The following is a 14,996-nucleotide window of genomic DNA, read 5'->3' as shown; positions in this document are numbered from 1 at the left end:
TCATGATCCTGCCGCGCCCCCGATCTTGAGCACGTTCCAAGACGACCTTATTTAGCTGAGAACACACATGGTTACCACCAGCACCCATAGCCAGCACGCTGAAAGCGTCATGGAGCTGCGCGGCGTCTCGAAGATCTTCCGCACCGCAGACCACACCGACCGTGCCGTGCTCGAAGGCGTGGACCTCAACCTGCGCCAGGGCGAGATCGTCGCCATGCTGGGCAAATCGGGCTCGGGCAAATCGACGTTGCTGCGCATCATGGCGGGCCTCGTGCGCGCCGATCGCGGGCAGGTGCTGTTTCGCGGGCGCGAATACACCGGCCCCGTGCAGGGCATTGCGATGGTGTTCCAGTCGTTTGCGCTGTTTCCGTGGCTGACGGTGCAGCAGAACGTGGAGCTGGGCCTGGAAGCGCAAGGCGTGCCCAAGGCCGAGCGCGAAGAGCGCGCCGAACAGGCCATCGACCTGATCGGCCTGTCGGGCTTCAACAGCGCCCTGCCGCGCGAACTGTCGGGTGGCATGCGCCAGCGCGTGGGCATTGCGCGCGCGCTCGTCACCGAGCCCGACCTGCTGCTGATGGACGAAGCGTTTTCCGCGCTCGACGTGCTGACCGGCGAGAACCTGCGCGACGAAATGCTCGACCTGTGGGAAGACCGCCGCACCAACATCAAAAGCATCCTCATCGTTTCGCACAACATCGAAGAGGCGGTGATGATGGCGGACCGCATCGTCATCCTGTCGAGCGATCCGGGGCGCATCCGCGCCGAGGTGCGCGTGCCGTTCCCGCGCCCGCGCAACCGTGACTCCGCCGCCGTGCGCAACCTCATCGACGAGGTCTATGGGCTGATGACCTCGCCGCAGCGCGTGGGCGTGCATGTGGGCGTGGAGCCCGCCGCCGAGCAGCTTGCCTACCGCCTGCCCGATGCCGAGATCGGCCAGATGGAGGCCATTCTGGACCTGCTGGTCGAAGCGCCGTTCAACGGCCGCGCCGACCTGCCGCACCTGGCAGAAGAAGCCGGCGTCACCGACGACGACCTGCTGCCCGCGTGCGAAGCGCTGTCCCTGCTGCAACTGGCCACCATCGAGCGCGGCGACATCATCGTCACGCCGTTCGGCAAGACCTACATGGAAACCGAACCGCCCGAGCGCAAGGTGCTGTTCGGCCAGAAGCTGCTGGAGCGCGTGGCCCTGGCCGCGCACATCCGCGCCGAGCTGGAAGCCAACGAAGACGGCGAGATCCGCGAAGAGCACGTGCTGCGCGAGTTGGAGGCATACCTCAAGCCCGAAGAAGCCGAGCGCGTGCTCAAGATCGGCATCGAATGGGGCCGCTACGGCGAGGTGTATGAGTACGTCTACAACACCGGCATGCTGACCCTGCCCCGTGAAGAGCGCGAGGAACGCGAAGAGCGTGAGGCGCAGGAAGGTGGGGATCACGCGGCGTAAGTGCGCGAGATCGACCATGAAAAAAGAGCCGCATGAAGCGGCTCTTTTTCTTTCACATGCAGGAACAGCGGTGCTCCATCACCACCCCCAACGCACCCCTGCCTTGCCATTCACACCATGCAGGCGACGGTCGGCGCTGACCTGATAGCCGACGCTGGCATAGAACACGCCGTTCTTCGCCACCTGGGCCGTGAGGCCACCCGTCAGTTCCAGCGTAGTGCTCGGCAGTTGCGCGGTGAACGGCACGAAGCCGCCGTCCGGCGACGACATCTGCGTGCCCGTCTGGCCGCGGAACTCGTGCCACACGTTGGCGCGCACCCACGCGGTGTGCTGACGCTCCGGCGACTCGCCCCAGCGCTTGCTCACGCGCACGCCCAGACGGCCGAGCATCGAATTGACCGAGTTGAAGCGCACATCGGCGGCGCCATCGTTGGCATCGGCAAACGCGGCACGCTGGTACACAAGCTGCGCCTGCGGCTCGACACGCCATTGCGGCGACAGCGCGATCGGGTAGCCCGCCTCCAGCGATGCGGCGTAACCGAGCGCGTGCGTCTTCAGACCGTTCACGCCATGCGGCGAGGCATCGGCGTCGTAGCGCGTGCCCTGCACCACGCCATCCAGATACCAGCCCGACGGGCCGAAGTGCGTCCAGTACAGGCCGACGGTGTTGGCGTTGACGGAGTCGCGGCCGGCATCTGCGCCATCTGCGTGCGTGACATCTGCCGCGATGCGGCCGGTGGCGAAGTAGCCGCCGGCGTGGTCGTGGCTGCCGTCTTCGCGCTGGCGCTGGTAGACATCGGCGCCGAACTGCACGCCGCCAAAGTCATAGCTGAACGCGGGGCCCTGGTTGCCGTAGACACCGTTGCCATCGGACATGCGGCTGCCCTTCTGGGCGATCACGCGTGCCCAGCCGGTGCGCAGCACGGGCGACGTGCCTGCCGGTGCGGCGGCCTGGTTACTCTCCTCCCCCACACGTTCGTGCAGCGTATCGAGCAGCGCGCGGCCGTAGAGCAGCGTCAGTTGCGGAATGGCCGTGTAGAGCGACACCTCCGGACGCAGCGCAGGCTGCGTGGTGCCCGTGCCGTCCGTGCCGCTGCCGGTGCCTTGGGTTGCGGTCTGCAGGGTGCGCAGATACCAGCTGTCGGCGCTGGCCGAGCCACCGCGTTGCAGCGTGTACTCATACGGGCCGGCTACGACACGGTTGGCCAGTGCAAAGGCGTTGGCCTGCGTGGTCGCGCCGTTGATCGCGCTGACGACTTCGATGCCGTCGCCCGTCGTCTTCGCACCCGCGCCGCCGGCGTTGGTCACGCGCACAGCCGTATTGCCGCTGGCCGTGCCGCCCGAGATGACAAGCTTGTCGGTCGGTGAATTGTCAGCGCCCAGCTTGGTGTTGATGGCCAGCACACCGCCATTGCCGACGTAGTTGCCGTTGACCACCAGCTTGTTGCCGACGCCTGCACCACCAACCTGCACCGTACCGGCGTTGTTGAGGGAGCCGTTGATCGTCAGGCTGCCGCTGCCCGAATTGGCAAACGCGGCCAGCGCATCGGCCACGGCCACCGTGCCGTTGTTGGTGACAGCGCCGTTCACGGTGCCGTAGCCGCCCAGCGTGGCGTTGGCGGCAATCTGTACCGTGCTGCCGCCGGCCGCCATCGTGCGCAGGCTCTGCGGCGCGTTGGAGCCCGACACGCCGAGCGATGCGCCGGCATGCGCCGCATCGCCGATGGCCAGCGCCCCGCTGGCGACCAGCGTATTGCCCTGGATCGCGTTGTTGGCGGTCAGCACGGTCGTGCCGGTGCCGGCCTGCGTGATGCCGCCCGTGCCAGCGACGGTGCCGCCGAACGTGAACACATCCGAGCGGTTGAACACCAGCGTGCCGTTGTCCACGACATTGCCCGTGATCGAACCTGACGTGCCGCCGTTACCGAGCTGCAGCGTGCCGGCCGAGATGGTCGTGCCACCCGAATAGGTGTGATCGTTCGTCAGGACCGTCGTGCCGCTGCCGCTTTGGTTAACCGCACCCGTGCCGGAAATCTGACCGCCATACGTGTACGTGTCGGAGCGGTTGAAAGCGAGCGTGCCGTTATTCACGACATCGCCCACGACGCTGCCCGACGTGCCGCCATTGCCCAGCTGCAACGTGCCGGCGGCGATGGTGGTGCCGCCCTGATACGTGTTGTCGCCCGCCAGCACCAGCGTGCCGCTGCCGGCCTTGGTCAGTGCACCGGCGCCCGTCACGCCCTGGCTCAGGGTCGACGTAAAGCCTTGCGTATCGATCGTGCCGTTGGCATTGGTGATGCTGACCGCGCGCGTGGCAGCCACATCCACGTTGCCCGTCAGTTGCAGCGTGCCGCCATTGAATGTGAGCGCGCCCGCTGCGTCGCCCATGGCACTGTCCGCGCCGATGGCGAGCGTGCCCTGCGTGATGGTCGTGCCGCCGCTGTACGTATTGCCGGCGCCCAGCGTGAGCGTGCCTGTGCCGGTTTTCTCCAGCGCACCTGTGCCGACGATCTGGCCCGTATAGCTGCCGTCCACATCCTGCTGAAAGCGCACCAGGCCGTTGTTCGTCACGGCCTTCGTCACGCCCAGCGCGTCGCCTTGCAGCGTGCCGCCCGCGTCCACCTGCATCGTGCCGGTGTAGGCACTGTTGTCGCCTTGCACGATCAGCGTGCCCTGCTGCACCTGCGCATTGGTCACGCCCATGCTGACGAGCGTTTTGGACAGCGTCCACGTACCGCTGTCCTGCTTCTGCAGGGTCTGGAAGTTTGTGATCGTGCCCAGCGTCGCGCTATCGGTGCCGTTGAGCGTGATGACGTTCGCGCCGCCGCCGCCACTGATGCTGCCGCTCACCGACGAGCCGGTGTACAGGTGCAGCGCATCGTTGCCGCCCGCAAAGATCAGGTTGCCGATCACCTTGCCGCGGTTGGTGAAATCCACCGACCCATTGCCCGACGCGCCCATCACGTTGCCGTTGGCCACGTCCGTCTGGATAACACCCGTGGCGTTGTTGACGACCGTGTTGCCGCCGGTGGTGTTCTGGAACCAGATCGCCGCGCCGTGTGCCGATTTGATCAGGCCGTTGTTGATGATGGTGTTGCCCGTGCCTTCCGGGTTGACGGCTTCTCCGCTGAGCTGCGTGCCGTTGGCCAGCACCTGGCCGCCCTGCTCCACCGTCAGCGTGCTGTTGTTGCGGAAGTCGATCGCGTTGCCGCCCGTACCGTAAAAGCCGGAGCTGGACACCGCGTTCGCGCTGACCGTGGCGCCGGATTGCACCGTGATGTTGGCGTTGTCGCGCACGGCAATGGCGCTGGTGTCGCCCACTGCCACCGTGCTGCCCGTCTGTACCGTCACCACGCGGTTGTCTTCCGCCGCCACGTTGCCGGTGCCGATGGTGGATGTGGTTGGATTGGGTGCCGCCGTATCGCAGACGGTGGTCTGCCCGGTGGTTGTGCAGTCTGCATGCGCAAGCGCCCCAAACAAGGCGAATGGCGAAGCAACAAGCGCGATGGAGACGAACTGAAGCCGCCCGCGGCGGCGTTGGAACAATGGCGTAGACATACGTTTGCGTCCGCGCGCACGCGAAAAGAAGCCGCTACGTCTGTCCCCCCGGACAGACGTAGCGCGATTTGCGCAGACTTCCCCTTCTTATCTTTGATGGTTTGATGAAGTCCTACTTCCCCGGTGGGCCGATCATCTCGCCAAGGTTGTCTCCGACCTTGCCACGTCTTTGATGGTGGACTTGCCAGACCAACTCATGACGGCGAGCATCAGCCCTGTCCGCGCCACTTGACCCGTTACTTTGTTTTTTGAAGTGTTGCGGACGGCGTGATTCTAGGAATGCCAATCCATAGCGATGTACAAAGAATGTAAAAATCAACGCGATTTGAGGATGTGTTTCTTCCCCACATCGTTAAAGCGGCGTTTTTTGTTTCCATTCAATAAAAAAGAAGTGAAGAACCACGACCAACCGAGGTTTCAGCGATGCCCCTTTCCCCGCTGTTAAAAGAACACTTAAGAAGTCGCAATGATTCGCACAACGAAAAAGACGTGCTGCGCTTGCACGCGTCGCGCTGGAATCCACTCGGCGTGTTGAGGCTGTGCATGCTTGTGTTGGCGTGGATCTCCGTACCCGCATCGGCGCAGCAAGTCGTTAGCGATCTTTCCGCACAACCTGCCGGCCGCATTCACTTCAACAGCGCCACGCCCAAGAGCAAATGGGAGCTGGTGCATCGCAAGTTCGACAAGACGCCCACGCCCATCTGGGGCACGCTGTATCTGCCCGAGAACCTGCAGGGCCGGGTGCCAGCGATGGTGATTTCGCATGGCTCGGCCGGGCCGCAACAGAAAGACGTCGACCGATGGGTGCGGCTCTTCAACCAGATGGGCATGGCCGCGTTCGTGGTGGATTCGTATGGCCCGCGCGGCATTGCCAACACGATGGACAACCAAGCGCAGCTCAACCCCGCCGCCAACGACGCCGATGCGCTGTTCGCGCTCAAGCTGCTGAGCACCGACCCGCGCATCGACCCGAAGCGCATCGGGCAGATCGGTTTTTCGCGCGGCGGCGGTGTGGCACTGGACATGACGCTCGACGCGTTCCGCAAAGGTGTCATTGATGACGACACGCGCTTTGCGGCGCTCATCGGCTTCTACCCCGGGTGCTCGGCGCTCTGGTGGGAGATCCCGCCGCCCCCGCTGACGGGCGCTCCGCTGATGCTCGCGCTGGGCGAGAAAGACGACTACACGCCCGCGCAGCTCTGCCGCAATGCGGCCGATGTCATGCAGCGTGACGGCCAGACCGTCGACGTGCACGTCTACCCCGGCGCGTATCACGACTTCGACAACACGCATGCGTACTTCAAGTACTTCCCCGGTGCGACCACGGCACGCGATTGCCCGCAGACCATGATCGACGTGCAGCACAACGCGTACTACCGCCTGCAGACCGGTGAGAAGTACGCCAGCCTCCACGCCATGGAGGCCGACTACCAGCGCTGTACCGTCCGGGGCGTTTCCACTGGCGCCAACCTGCAGCAAGCTGAACGCGCCGAGGCGGACGTCAAAGCGTTCCTGACGAAGAGCATGGGCCTGGCGCCGCGCTGATGTAGGAACCTCTACAACGTTGCAGCGGTTATGACGCGCGCCTATGCTGCCGTCATGACCGCCGCCCCCGATTCCTGGCTGCTGCTGATCGTCAGCCTTCCGACTGCCCGAGCGACCGCGCGCATGCGTATCTGGCGCGCCATCAAGGCCATCGGCTGTGCGGCCTTGCGTGATGGCGTCTACCTGCTGCCGGCGCGTGCCGAACACGCGGCGCAGCTCAACGAACTGGCAGACGAGACGTTGCAGGAAGACGGCCAGGCGTGGGTGCTGCGCGTGCAGGCCAGCGACGCAGCGGAAGACGCGGCCTACCGCGCCCTGTTCGACCGCACGCCCGACTACGCCGAGTGGCTGGCGGAGCTGTCTGAAGCGCGCAAGACGCTCCCCGACCTGCCCGCCGCCGAGCGCAACCGGCTGCTGCGCCGCCATGCCCGCGCCTACGAGGCCATCCGCAAGATCGACTTCTTCTCCAATGAAGCGACCGTGCGTGCCGATGCGCAATGGCGCGACTTTGCTGCAGCGGTGGAAGCCACGCAATCGCCGGGCGAACCGAGTGCCGCTGCGGGCAGCATCCCGCGCCGTGATCGCACGCAGTACCAGGGCCGTTTGTGGGCAACACGCCGGCACCTATGGGTAGACCGCGTTGCCAGCGCCTGGCTCATCCAGCGCTTCATCGATCCGCACGCGCGGTTCACGTGGCTCGCCAGCCCGGCCGACTGCCCCGCCGACGCGCTCGGCTTCGACTTCGACGGTGCCGCCTTCACGCATGTGGGCGAGCGCGTTTCGTTCGAGGTGCTCGTCGCCAGCTTCGGGCTTGACGACGATGCCGGCCTCGCGCGTCTGGGCGCCATGGTGCATGCGCTGGATGTGGGCGGCGCAGCCACGCCGGAAGCCGGCGGGTTCGAGGCCATCCTGGCGGGCGCCCGCAAGCGGCTGGCCGATGACGATGCCCTACTCGCAGAGATCGGCACCGTGCTCGATTCGTTGTATGTGCATTTTTCCGGCAGCCGGAAACCCTGACCGCTGTCACCCATCGCAGCCACCCCCGCAGGTCACTCATGAACATCGCCCCCGAACGCCCCACCTACACGCTGCGGCAGCTCGTCTTGTATTTCCTGCGGCTTGGCGCACTCGGCTTTGGTGGCCCAGTGGCACTTGCAGGCTACATGCGCCGCGACCTCGTGGAGGCGCGCCAGTGGATCACCGACGCGGACTACAAGGAAGGCCTCGCACTTGCCCAACTCGCGCCGGGGCCGCTGGCCGCGCAACTCGCCATCTACCTCGGCTACGCGCACTTCCGCATCGTCGGCGCCACGCTGGTCGGCATGGCGTTCGTACTGCCGTCGTTTCTGATGGTGGTGGCGCTGGGCTGGGCCTATGTGCGCTTCGGCGGGCTGACGTGGATGCAATCCGTGTTCTACGGCGTGGGTGCGGCGGTGATCGGCATCATCGCCATCAGCGCGCACAAGCTCACCACCAAGAGCGTCGGCAAAGACAAGCTGCTGTGGGCCGTCTACCTGCTGCTGGCGGCGGTGACGGTCGTGACGGAATCCGAAGTGGCGTGGCTCTTTCTGGCCGCCGGTGTGCTGGTGTGGTTCTGGCGCGCGCCGCCAAAGTGGCTGCGCCAGGGCCGCGTGAACGCCGTGACCGTGGCCCCGGTTGCAGCGGCCAGCGGCATGCTCGGCACGCTCGATTGGCCGCTGCTCTCGCAGCTTGGCGCGTTCTTCGCCAAGGCCGGCGCGTTCGTATTTGGCTCTGGGCTGGCCATCGTGCCATTCCTCTACGGCGGCGTGGTCACGGAGCACCACTGGCTCAACGAAAAACAGTTCGTCGACGCGGTGGCCGTGGCGATGATCACGCCCGGGCCCGTGGTCATCACCGTCGGCTTTATCGGCTATCTGGTGGCAGGCCTGCCCGGCGCGTGCGTAGCTGCGCTGGGCACGTTCCTGCCGTGCTACCTGTTCACCATCCTGCCGGCGCCGTACTTCAAGAAATACGGCAAGCTGCCCGCCATCCTGGCCTTTGTCGATGGCGTTACAGCGGCGGCGGTGGGCGCCATTACCGGCGCGGTGATCGTGCTGGCCAAGCGCTCCATCGTCGATGTGCCGACGGCGCTGCTGGCCGTGGCGACGGTGTTGCTGCTCGTGAAGTTCAAGAAGCTGCCCGAGCCGGTGATCGTGGCAGGCGCCGCCTTGCTTGGCCTGGCGCTGTATCCGCTGCTCCATCACTGATTCGCGTTCACTCATGCGGGAGGTTGTGCCATGCAATGGATCACGCGCGAGCGTCCCAAGATCGACCGCATCGCCTGCCCGTGGCTGATCGCCCGCTTCATCGACGAGACCCCCGATTTTCTTTACGTGCCACCGGGTGACGTGCTGCGCGTCGCCCATGACACCGGCGCCATTCCGTATGACGTTCCGGGCGTCGAGCTCTCGCATGTGGGCGAGCTGTGCAGCTTCGATGCGTTTCTCAGCAAGTACCGGCTTGGCGACGATCCGGCCTTGCAGCACCTTGCCCGCATCGTGCGCGGCGCGGATACCTCAAGGCTCGACATGACACCGCAGTCCAGCGGGCTCTACGCAATTTCGCTGGGCCTGTCGCATGTCTTTGCCGATGACCTTGCCATGCTCGAACACGGGCTGGTGATGTACGACGCGCTCTATGCGTGGTGCAAACACTGCCAGGCAGAAACGCACAACTGGCCGCCCAAGATGCCTGCATAACAGCGGCGAGGCACACTCGCCCACGCTGTCCGAAGAGGCCGCCGATGCCAAACGGTTGCGCCCATGCAGTCAGGGAAAACCAGCGCAAACGTTGTTCGCTTTGGCCGGTGCCAACCGGCCCAGGCCGCGTTACGATTGGTTTCAATTCGACCAAAATGCGTGTCATGGCCGGGACTATCCTTCGGGCACCCCCCACCCGAGGAGATAACCATGAAAACAATCTATCGGAACGCCCTCATTGCACTGCCCCTGCCGTTCCTCGTCGCTGCATGCGGCGGTGGCGATGGCGGTACGGATGCCGGCACGGGCACGCTCCATGTCTCGATGACGGACGCGCCGTCCTGCGGCTTTGATCACGTCTATGTCACGGTCAACAAGGTGCGCGTGCACGCCAGCGCGTCGGCGGCCGACTCCGACGCCGGCTGGACCGACATCGCGTTGGCCACGCCCAAGAAGGTCGACCTGCTTTCGCTCACCAACGGCGTGCTGACCGACCTCGGAACGGCGCCGCTGCCTGCAGGGCAATATCAGCAGTTGCGCCTGGTGTTGTCTCCCAACCAGGGCAACACGCCGGCCAACTCCGTGGTGGTGACCGGCTCGTCGACCGAGCAGCCGCTGGCCACCCCCAGCGCCGCGCAGAGCGGCTACAAGATCATCCAGCCCTTCACCGTGCAGGCCAACACGCTGGTCGATCTGGTGCTGGATTTCAATGCCTGCAAATCGATCGTGCAGCAGGGCAATGGCGGCTACAGCCTCAAGCCGGTCGTCACCGCAACGCCAACGGTGGTGAGCGGCTCGATCACAGGCTACGTGCCCGCCGCACAGGCCGGCGCCACGGTGTATGCCGAGCAGAATGGCCAGGTCATCCGCGGCACGGTGGCGGATGCCACGGGCAAGTTCGTGCTGTCGCCGCTGGTGCAGAGCAGCACCAACGGCGCCTATGACGTGGTGATCGTCGACAACACGCTGCCGACCGGCCATGCCACGGGCATCATCCGCACCGTGCCCGTCACGGCCAGCACCACGACCACGGTGTCCACCACGGGCGCGCCGATCGCGCTGCCGGCCTCCACCACCAATACCGCATCGGGCACGGCCACGGCATCGGCGCAGGCCACCTTGCGCGCGCTGCAGACGGTGAGCTCGGTGTCGTACGAGATCACCTCGGCCAATGCCAACCTGGATACCGGCGCCTACTCGCTGGCGTTGCCCGCAGCCGCGCCGCTGGTGGGTACGTACAGTGCGACGCTGCCGATTGCGCTGTCGGCCGTGTCGGCATCGGCGGGCCAGTATTCGGTGCAGGCCACCAGCGCATCGGGCGCCACGCTGAGCAATCCGGTCAACGTTTCGGCCGGCAGCCAGACCGGGGTCAACTTCAGTTTCTAACCAGGGAGAACGGGGGCCAACGCCGCCCCCTCACAACACAATGAAGAACATCATCCTCATCCTGTCTTTGGGTGCGTCGCTGCTGGGCGGTTGCGTCTACGTGCCGGTCGACGGCCCGGTTGCGCGCCCGCAAGGCGGCCCAGGTAACGGCTTCTGCCCGCCGGGACAGGCCAAGAAGGGCAATTGCTGAGCCGTTGACCTCAGCGCCCGCGCAACAAAAAAGCCGGTCTGCGTGACCGGCTTTTTCTTTGCTGCGTTGCGGTGCTTACTTGCCCTTGCCCGCGTGCTTGTGCTGCGTGGATTTGCCATGTTGATGCGCACGGTCTGCCGCACGCGCCTTGCCCTTGTCGCGGTCCAGGCTGTCGGGGCCGTTGGTATTGGACATGCCCTGGCTGCTCATATGCGCAGCAGAACCGCCGCCGGCATTGCCCTTGGCCTGGGCTGACAGCGAAACGGTGCACAGCGCAGCCATCGCAGCCGCCACCATCCATTGTGCTCGGGTCATCTGCTTCCTCCTTCTGGTTTTTGGTTCAACCGATTGTAGGTAGGCACGGATGAGAATGTGCGTTTCAGTGCAACCAAACGTAACGGCATCCCGCGCCGCCGCAGTGCCCCCGTGACCCTCGGCACACCTTCCGAACCGGCCAGCGTGCTCCACTGAGATCGGCGATCCAGCCGGCACGTTTCTCGCTGAATTGCGGTGCAGCAAAACACCATGGAGAGACGCAATGGCAAGCCACGGCGGCACCACAACGTCCTACTGGGCGGAAGAGATCGAACTGGCCCGACCGCCATTGACGGCTGATGCTTCATGCGATGTCTGCGTGATCGGAGCGGGCATCGCAGGGCTGTCCGTCGCATACGAACTCGCAGCGGGCGGCGCGGCAGTCATCGTGATTGACGCCGATACCCCGGGCGGCGGCGAAACCGGCCGAACGACCGCCCACCTGATGACGGCGTTCGATGACCGGTACTACAACATCGAACGCCATCTCGGGCGCGACGCCGCACGGACGATCGCGCAAAGCCACACGGCAGCCGTTGCACGGATGGAGGCCATCTGCGCAGCGGAGTCCATCGCCTGCGACTTTGCCCGTGTGGATGGCTACCTGTTTGCCGAATCGGCGGAAGAGGACGAGGTGTTGACCGACGAACTGGAAGCCGCACACCGCGCGGGGCTGACCGACGTCACACGGGTGAGCGACGTTCAGACCGGCCGCGTTGCGCTGCCATCGGCACTTCGCTTTCCGGGCCAGGGGCAATTGCACCCGCTGAAGTACTTGCGCGGGCTCATCGACGCCATCGAGCGTCGCGGCGGCAAGATCCATGGCAAGACGCAGGCAATGGACGTGGAGGACGGCCGCCCTGTGGTCGTGCGCACGGCCGGCGGGGCACGCATACATGCCGACAGCGTTGTCGTGGCCAGCAATACACCCTTCAACGACTTGTTTGCCCTGCATACCAAGCAGGCGGCATACCGCACCTTCGTGGTGGGCATGAAGGTACCGCGCGACAGCGTGCCGGTCTGCCAGTTCTGGGACACGCTCGACCCATACCACTACGCGCGCATTGCGGGCGACCTCGGCCCCGACGCCCAGCTCCTGATCGTTGGCGGCGAAGACCACAAGGTCGGTCAGGCAGACGATGCCGACCGGCGGCTGGACCGCCTGCGCGCATGGACGCGCGAGCGCTTTCCTGTGGTCGGTGAACCCATGTTTGCCTGGTCCGGCCAAGTGATGGAGCCGGTGGATGGTGTCGCCTTCATTGGACGCAACCCCGGCAACCACAACGTCTATGTCGTGACCGGCGATTCAGGCAACGGCATGACCCACGGCGCCATCGCCGGCGTGCTGATTCGCGATCTCATCACCCGGCGCGACAACGCCTGGGCCGACCTTTACGACCCATCGCGCAAATCGCTGACGGCGGCACTTGAATACGCACGCGAGAACGCCAATGTCGCGGCCCAGTATGCGGACTGGCTGGGCTCCGGCGCGGCCACGGCGCTGGACAGCATTCCCTCCGGCGGGGGCGACGTGGTCAAGGCCAACGGCCGCCACGTGGCTGCCTTCCGGGACGAGCGCGGCCACCTGAATACGTTTGACGCAGCTTGCCCGCACCTGAAGTGCCTGGTGCAGTGGAACAGCCTTGAAAAATCGTTCGATTGCCCGTGCCACGGCTCGCGCTTCGGCTGCGATGGCGCGGTGCTGCACGGGCCGGCGAAAACGGGCCTGCACCGCGTGGACGTCGGCGGCGACGTACCGCCAAGGGCGACCAGCGGTTGACGTGCCTCACTTCGGCATCGGCTCGTAATGCACCTTGCTGCGCCATTTGCCGTTGACGAGCGTTTCCTCTGTGATCTTCATCTTGTCGCCGGAACTCATCACCTCTTCCATGTAGCGCGCGACGGCGACCGGCACATCGTGGTCGACGCGGTACGTGGTGGTCTCGTGATAACAGCACCCGCCCTTCGCAAAGGTGCGCAGACGCTTGCTTTTAACATCGACCTCAAAGAAACCGAGTGTCGACCGGATGAGCGAAGTCATCTCACTGTTGGGTACAAAGCGCTGCGCCTGCGCATTGAACAGATAGATGTCGTAGCTCGGGCCGCCGTAGCTGCCTTCGTTGCCGGTCTGGATGCCGAAGTCCTCCAGCCCATCGAAGTTGAAATCCCCAACGTTGATCACGCCCTGGTAGTCATAAAGGCGCGCTGAGTTGACCAGCGGCCCCTTGCTCCCCTTGGGCAGCGTGACAAAGACGTTCGGCAGGTTGATGACCTGGCGCACGGCGCGCTGGCCCTTGTCATGGACAAGCAATTGGGCAGGCCCTTCGCAGGTCGTGTCCTCCTTGCTGTTGTCCCCCGGGCAGGCTTCGAGCATGCGCAGCACGAAGTCGTGCTGCTTGGCGATCGCGTTCAGCCGGAAGACCGGGCCATTGACCGGCTCGCCCGGGTCCGGAAACGCGGGCTGCGCTTCCAACTCGTCAATGCGCGCGCGGTACGCCTCCTTCAACGCGGCCACGTCAATATGGCCAGCGGGCGCGCGTTGCTTCAGCCAATCGCGCTGCCCGGCTTTCAACGCATCGGTGTCGGCGCCGTACTTCTTCAATGCGGCCCGGTACGCATCGGCCAGTTCGCTATCCAGCGCAGAGAGTTGCGCGTCATTGCAGATGGCGTGCTCGATTGGGGTGCGCGCGGCGGCGCAGTCAAAGCTGGCGGCATGCGCAGCCGCGGGCAACAGGGCGATGGCAAAGGCGATGGCAAAGGCGATGGCGGAGATGCCGCGAAATGGCGTCATTGGATGAACCCCTGGGAAAGCGGATGTGTGCGTGTGCGCGATTGTGCTGCGGAATGGGCCGGTCTGGTGTGCTTTCTCCGCACTTGGCCGCCTTCACCGCCCGGCCAGAGCGGCACGGGAAGAGTTTTCCTACCATGGCAACCACCCCGCCCCAATAAAACGATGAGGTAAGCCATGGCCTTTCCGATGCACAACCGCCAGACCCACCCCGCACAGGATCCCGCCACTCAGCATCTGCGTGGCATCGTGCGCACCCTATCCATTGCCGCCGCGCTGCTGCTGCCGCTGGCCGCCTGGGCCGCCGACCCCATCGACGACGCGCTCGAGCAGTGCCTGAAAACTCCCCACGGCCAAACCACCGCCGGCATGACCGAGTGCACGCACACCGCCTACCAAGCCTACGACCGGCAGATGAACACGCTGTATCAGGCCGTGATGGCCAAATCCGACCCCGTATCGCGCGAAGCCATCCGCAATGCGCAACGTGCGTGGCTGGCCTATCGGAACGCCCAGAAGGCGGCCGACAACGCGCCGTGGCGGGCGGACGCCGGCTCGGTGGCGAGCCCCGATATCGAAGGCCTGAACGTGGAGGCAATCCGGACGCGGATTGCAGAGCTGGAGTACTACCCGCACTAACCGGGCGGGGAAAAGCCATTGTGGATAACTCCCCATCCGCCTGTGAATAACTCCAGGGACAAGCGTGTTGGTTCTCCGGGGTCAGCGTGCAGACAGCACGGGAACAACTTCCCACCGTGTCGGGAACGCCCGACGCGATCCCCGGCACTCATCCACGCAACGGCACACGCTGTCCGACCGGTTGTCCGTTCTGCAAGTCGTTGATGCCAAAGTGCTTTTAGTGCTTATCCACAGGACTTATCCACCGTTATCTACTACTACTATCTGTATACATAAAGAAGTAAACCTATAAACCCTCTGTGGGGCATCGAGCCCGTGGCTGGGTTGTGGGCAAAGCAGCATGCAGGTGCTGGCGATGGGTGGAGCAACCACCGAACGCCACCGCCCAATCTCTCGCGCAACAGCGTCAAGTGC

12 protein-coding genes and 1 pseudogene are annotated in these 14,996 nt (G+C 65.0%); 10 read left to right on the top strand and 3 right to left on the bottom strand.

The window, feature by feature from the left end:
- The first annotated feature begins 67 nt into the window (after positions 1 to 67).
- Entirely contained in the window at positions 68 to 1,441 is a 1,374-nt protein-coding gene (locus R2669_RS14330; protein WP_102064047.1) for an ABC transporter ATP-binding protein, read from the top strand.
- A 78-nt stretch (positions 1,442 to 1,519) separates the two neighbouring features.
- On the opposite strand, the gene R2669_RS14325 is transcribed toward R2669_RS14330, so the two are convergent.
- A complete protein-coding gene (locus R2669_RS14325) occupies positions 1,520 to 4,999 on the bottom strand; it encodes an autotransporter outer membrane beta-barrel domain-containing protein (RefSeq protein WP_316900747.1) in 3,480 nt (1,159 codons plus the stop codon).
- A gap of 543 nt (positions 5,000 to 5,542) precedes the next feature.
- On the opposite strand from R2669_RS14325, the gene R2669_RS14320 reads away from it, so the two are divergent.
- The 6 genes from R2669_RS14320 (at position 5,543) to R2669_RS14295 (ending at position 10,840) form a co-directional block, all read left to right on the top strand.
- Entirely contained in the window at positions 5,543 to 6,544 is a 1,002-nt protein-coding gene (locus tag R2669_RS14320) for a dienelactone hydrolase family protein (protein WP_316900876.1), read from the top strand.
- Positions 6,545 to 6,598: 54 nt separating this feature from the next.
- Positions 6,599 to 7,561, top strand: a complete 963-nt coding sequence (locus R2669_RS14315; protein WP_316900873.1) for a chromate resistance protein ChrB domain-containing protein — start codon at positions 6,599 to 6,601, stop codon at positions 7,559 to 7,561.
- A gap of 38 nt (positions 7,562 to 7,599) precedes the next feature.
- Positions 7,600 to 8,772 carry a chromate transporter gene (locus R2669_RS14310; protein WP_316900746.1) on the top strand — a complete coding sequence of 391 codons (1,173 nt, stop codon included), beginning with the start codon at positions 7,600 to 7,602 and terminating at the stop codon, positions 8,770 to 8,772.
- A gap of 30 nt (positions 8,773 to 8,802) precedes the next feature.
- Entirely contained in the window at positions 8,803 to 9,264 is a 462-nt protein-coding gene (locus R2669_RS14305; protein WP_260780507.1) for a chromate resistance protein ChrB domain-containing protein, read from the top strand.
- Positions 9,265 to 9,474: 210 nt separating this feature from the next.
- A complete protein-coding gene (locus tag R2669_RS14300) occupies positions 9,475 to 10,650 on the top strand; it encodes a DUF4382 domain-containing protein (protein ID WP_147214348.1) in 1,176 nt (391 codons plus the stop codon).
- Positions 10,651 to 10,690: 40 nt separating this feature from the next.
- Positions 10,691 to 10,840 carry a hypothetical protein gene (locus tag R2669_RS14295; protein ID WP_186829252.1) on the top strand — a complete coding sequence of 50 codons (150 nt, stop codon included), beginning with the start codon at positions 10,691 to 10,693 and terminating at the stop codon, positions 10,838 to 10,840.
- Positions 10,841 to 10,915: 75 nt separating this feature from the next.
- Here the strand turns inward: R2669_RS14295 and R2669_RS14290 are convergent, their stop codons facing one another.
- Positions 10,916 to 11,155, bottom strand: a complete 240-nt coding sequence (locus R2669_RS14290; RefSeq protein WP_147214349.1) for a hypothetical protein — start codon at positions 11,153 to 11,155, stop codon at positions 10,916 to 10,918.
- A gap of 223 nt (positions 11,156 to 11,378) precedes the next feature.
- Between R2669_RS14290 and R2669_RS14285 the strand changes: the two are divergent.
- Together R2669_RS14285 and R2669_RS24830 are read left to right on the top strand one after the other, a co-directional pair.
- Positions 11,379 to 12,503, top strand: a pseudogene (locus R2669_RS14285) (NAD(P)/FAD-dependent oxidoreductase); the annotation flags it as partial.
- Positions 12,498 to 12,935: a Rieske 2Fe-2S domain-containing protein gene (locus R2669_RS24830; protein ID WP_428984269.1), complete on the top strand. Its 438-nt coding sequence runs from the start codon at positions 12,498 to 12,500 to the stop codon at positions 12,933 to 12,935. The pseudogene R2669_RS14285 and the gene R2669_RS24830, both read left to right, overlap by 6 nt.
- 6 nt (positions 12,936 to 12,941) lie before the next feature.
- Here R2669_RS24830 and R2669_RS14280 read toward each other — a convergent pair whose 3' ends face one another.
- The gene (locus R2669_RS14280; protein ID WP_316900743.1) at positions 12,942 to 13,946 is read right to left on the bottom strand and encodes a lysozyme inhibitor LprI family protein; all 1,005 of its coding nucleotides are present in this window, start codon (positions 13,944 to 13,946) and stop codon (positions 12,942 to 12,944) included.
- Positions 13,947 to 14,120: 174 nt separating this feature from the next.
- Here R2669_RS14280 and R2669_RS14275 point away from each other — a divergent pair, with 174 nt between their 5' ends.
- A complete protein-coding gene (locus R2669_RS14275) occupies positions 14,121 to 14,582 on the top strand; it encodes a lysozyme inhibitor LprI family protein (protein ID WP_316900741.1) in 462 nt (153 codons plus the stop codon).
- Positions 14,583 to 14,996: the final 414 nt, after the last annotated feature.

The organism is Ralstonia edaphi, assembly GCF_958350185.1.
GTDB lineage: Bacteria > Pseudomonadota > Gammaproteobacteria > Burkholderiales > Burkholderiaceae > Ralstonia > Ralstonia edaphi.
This window is presented reverse-complemented; position numbering and strand designations above follow the sequence as displayed.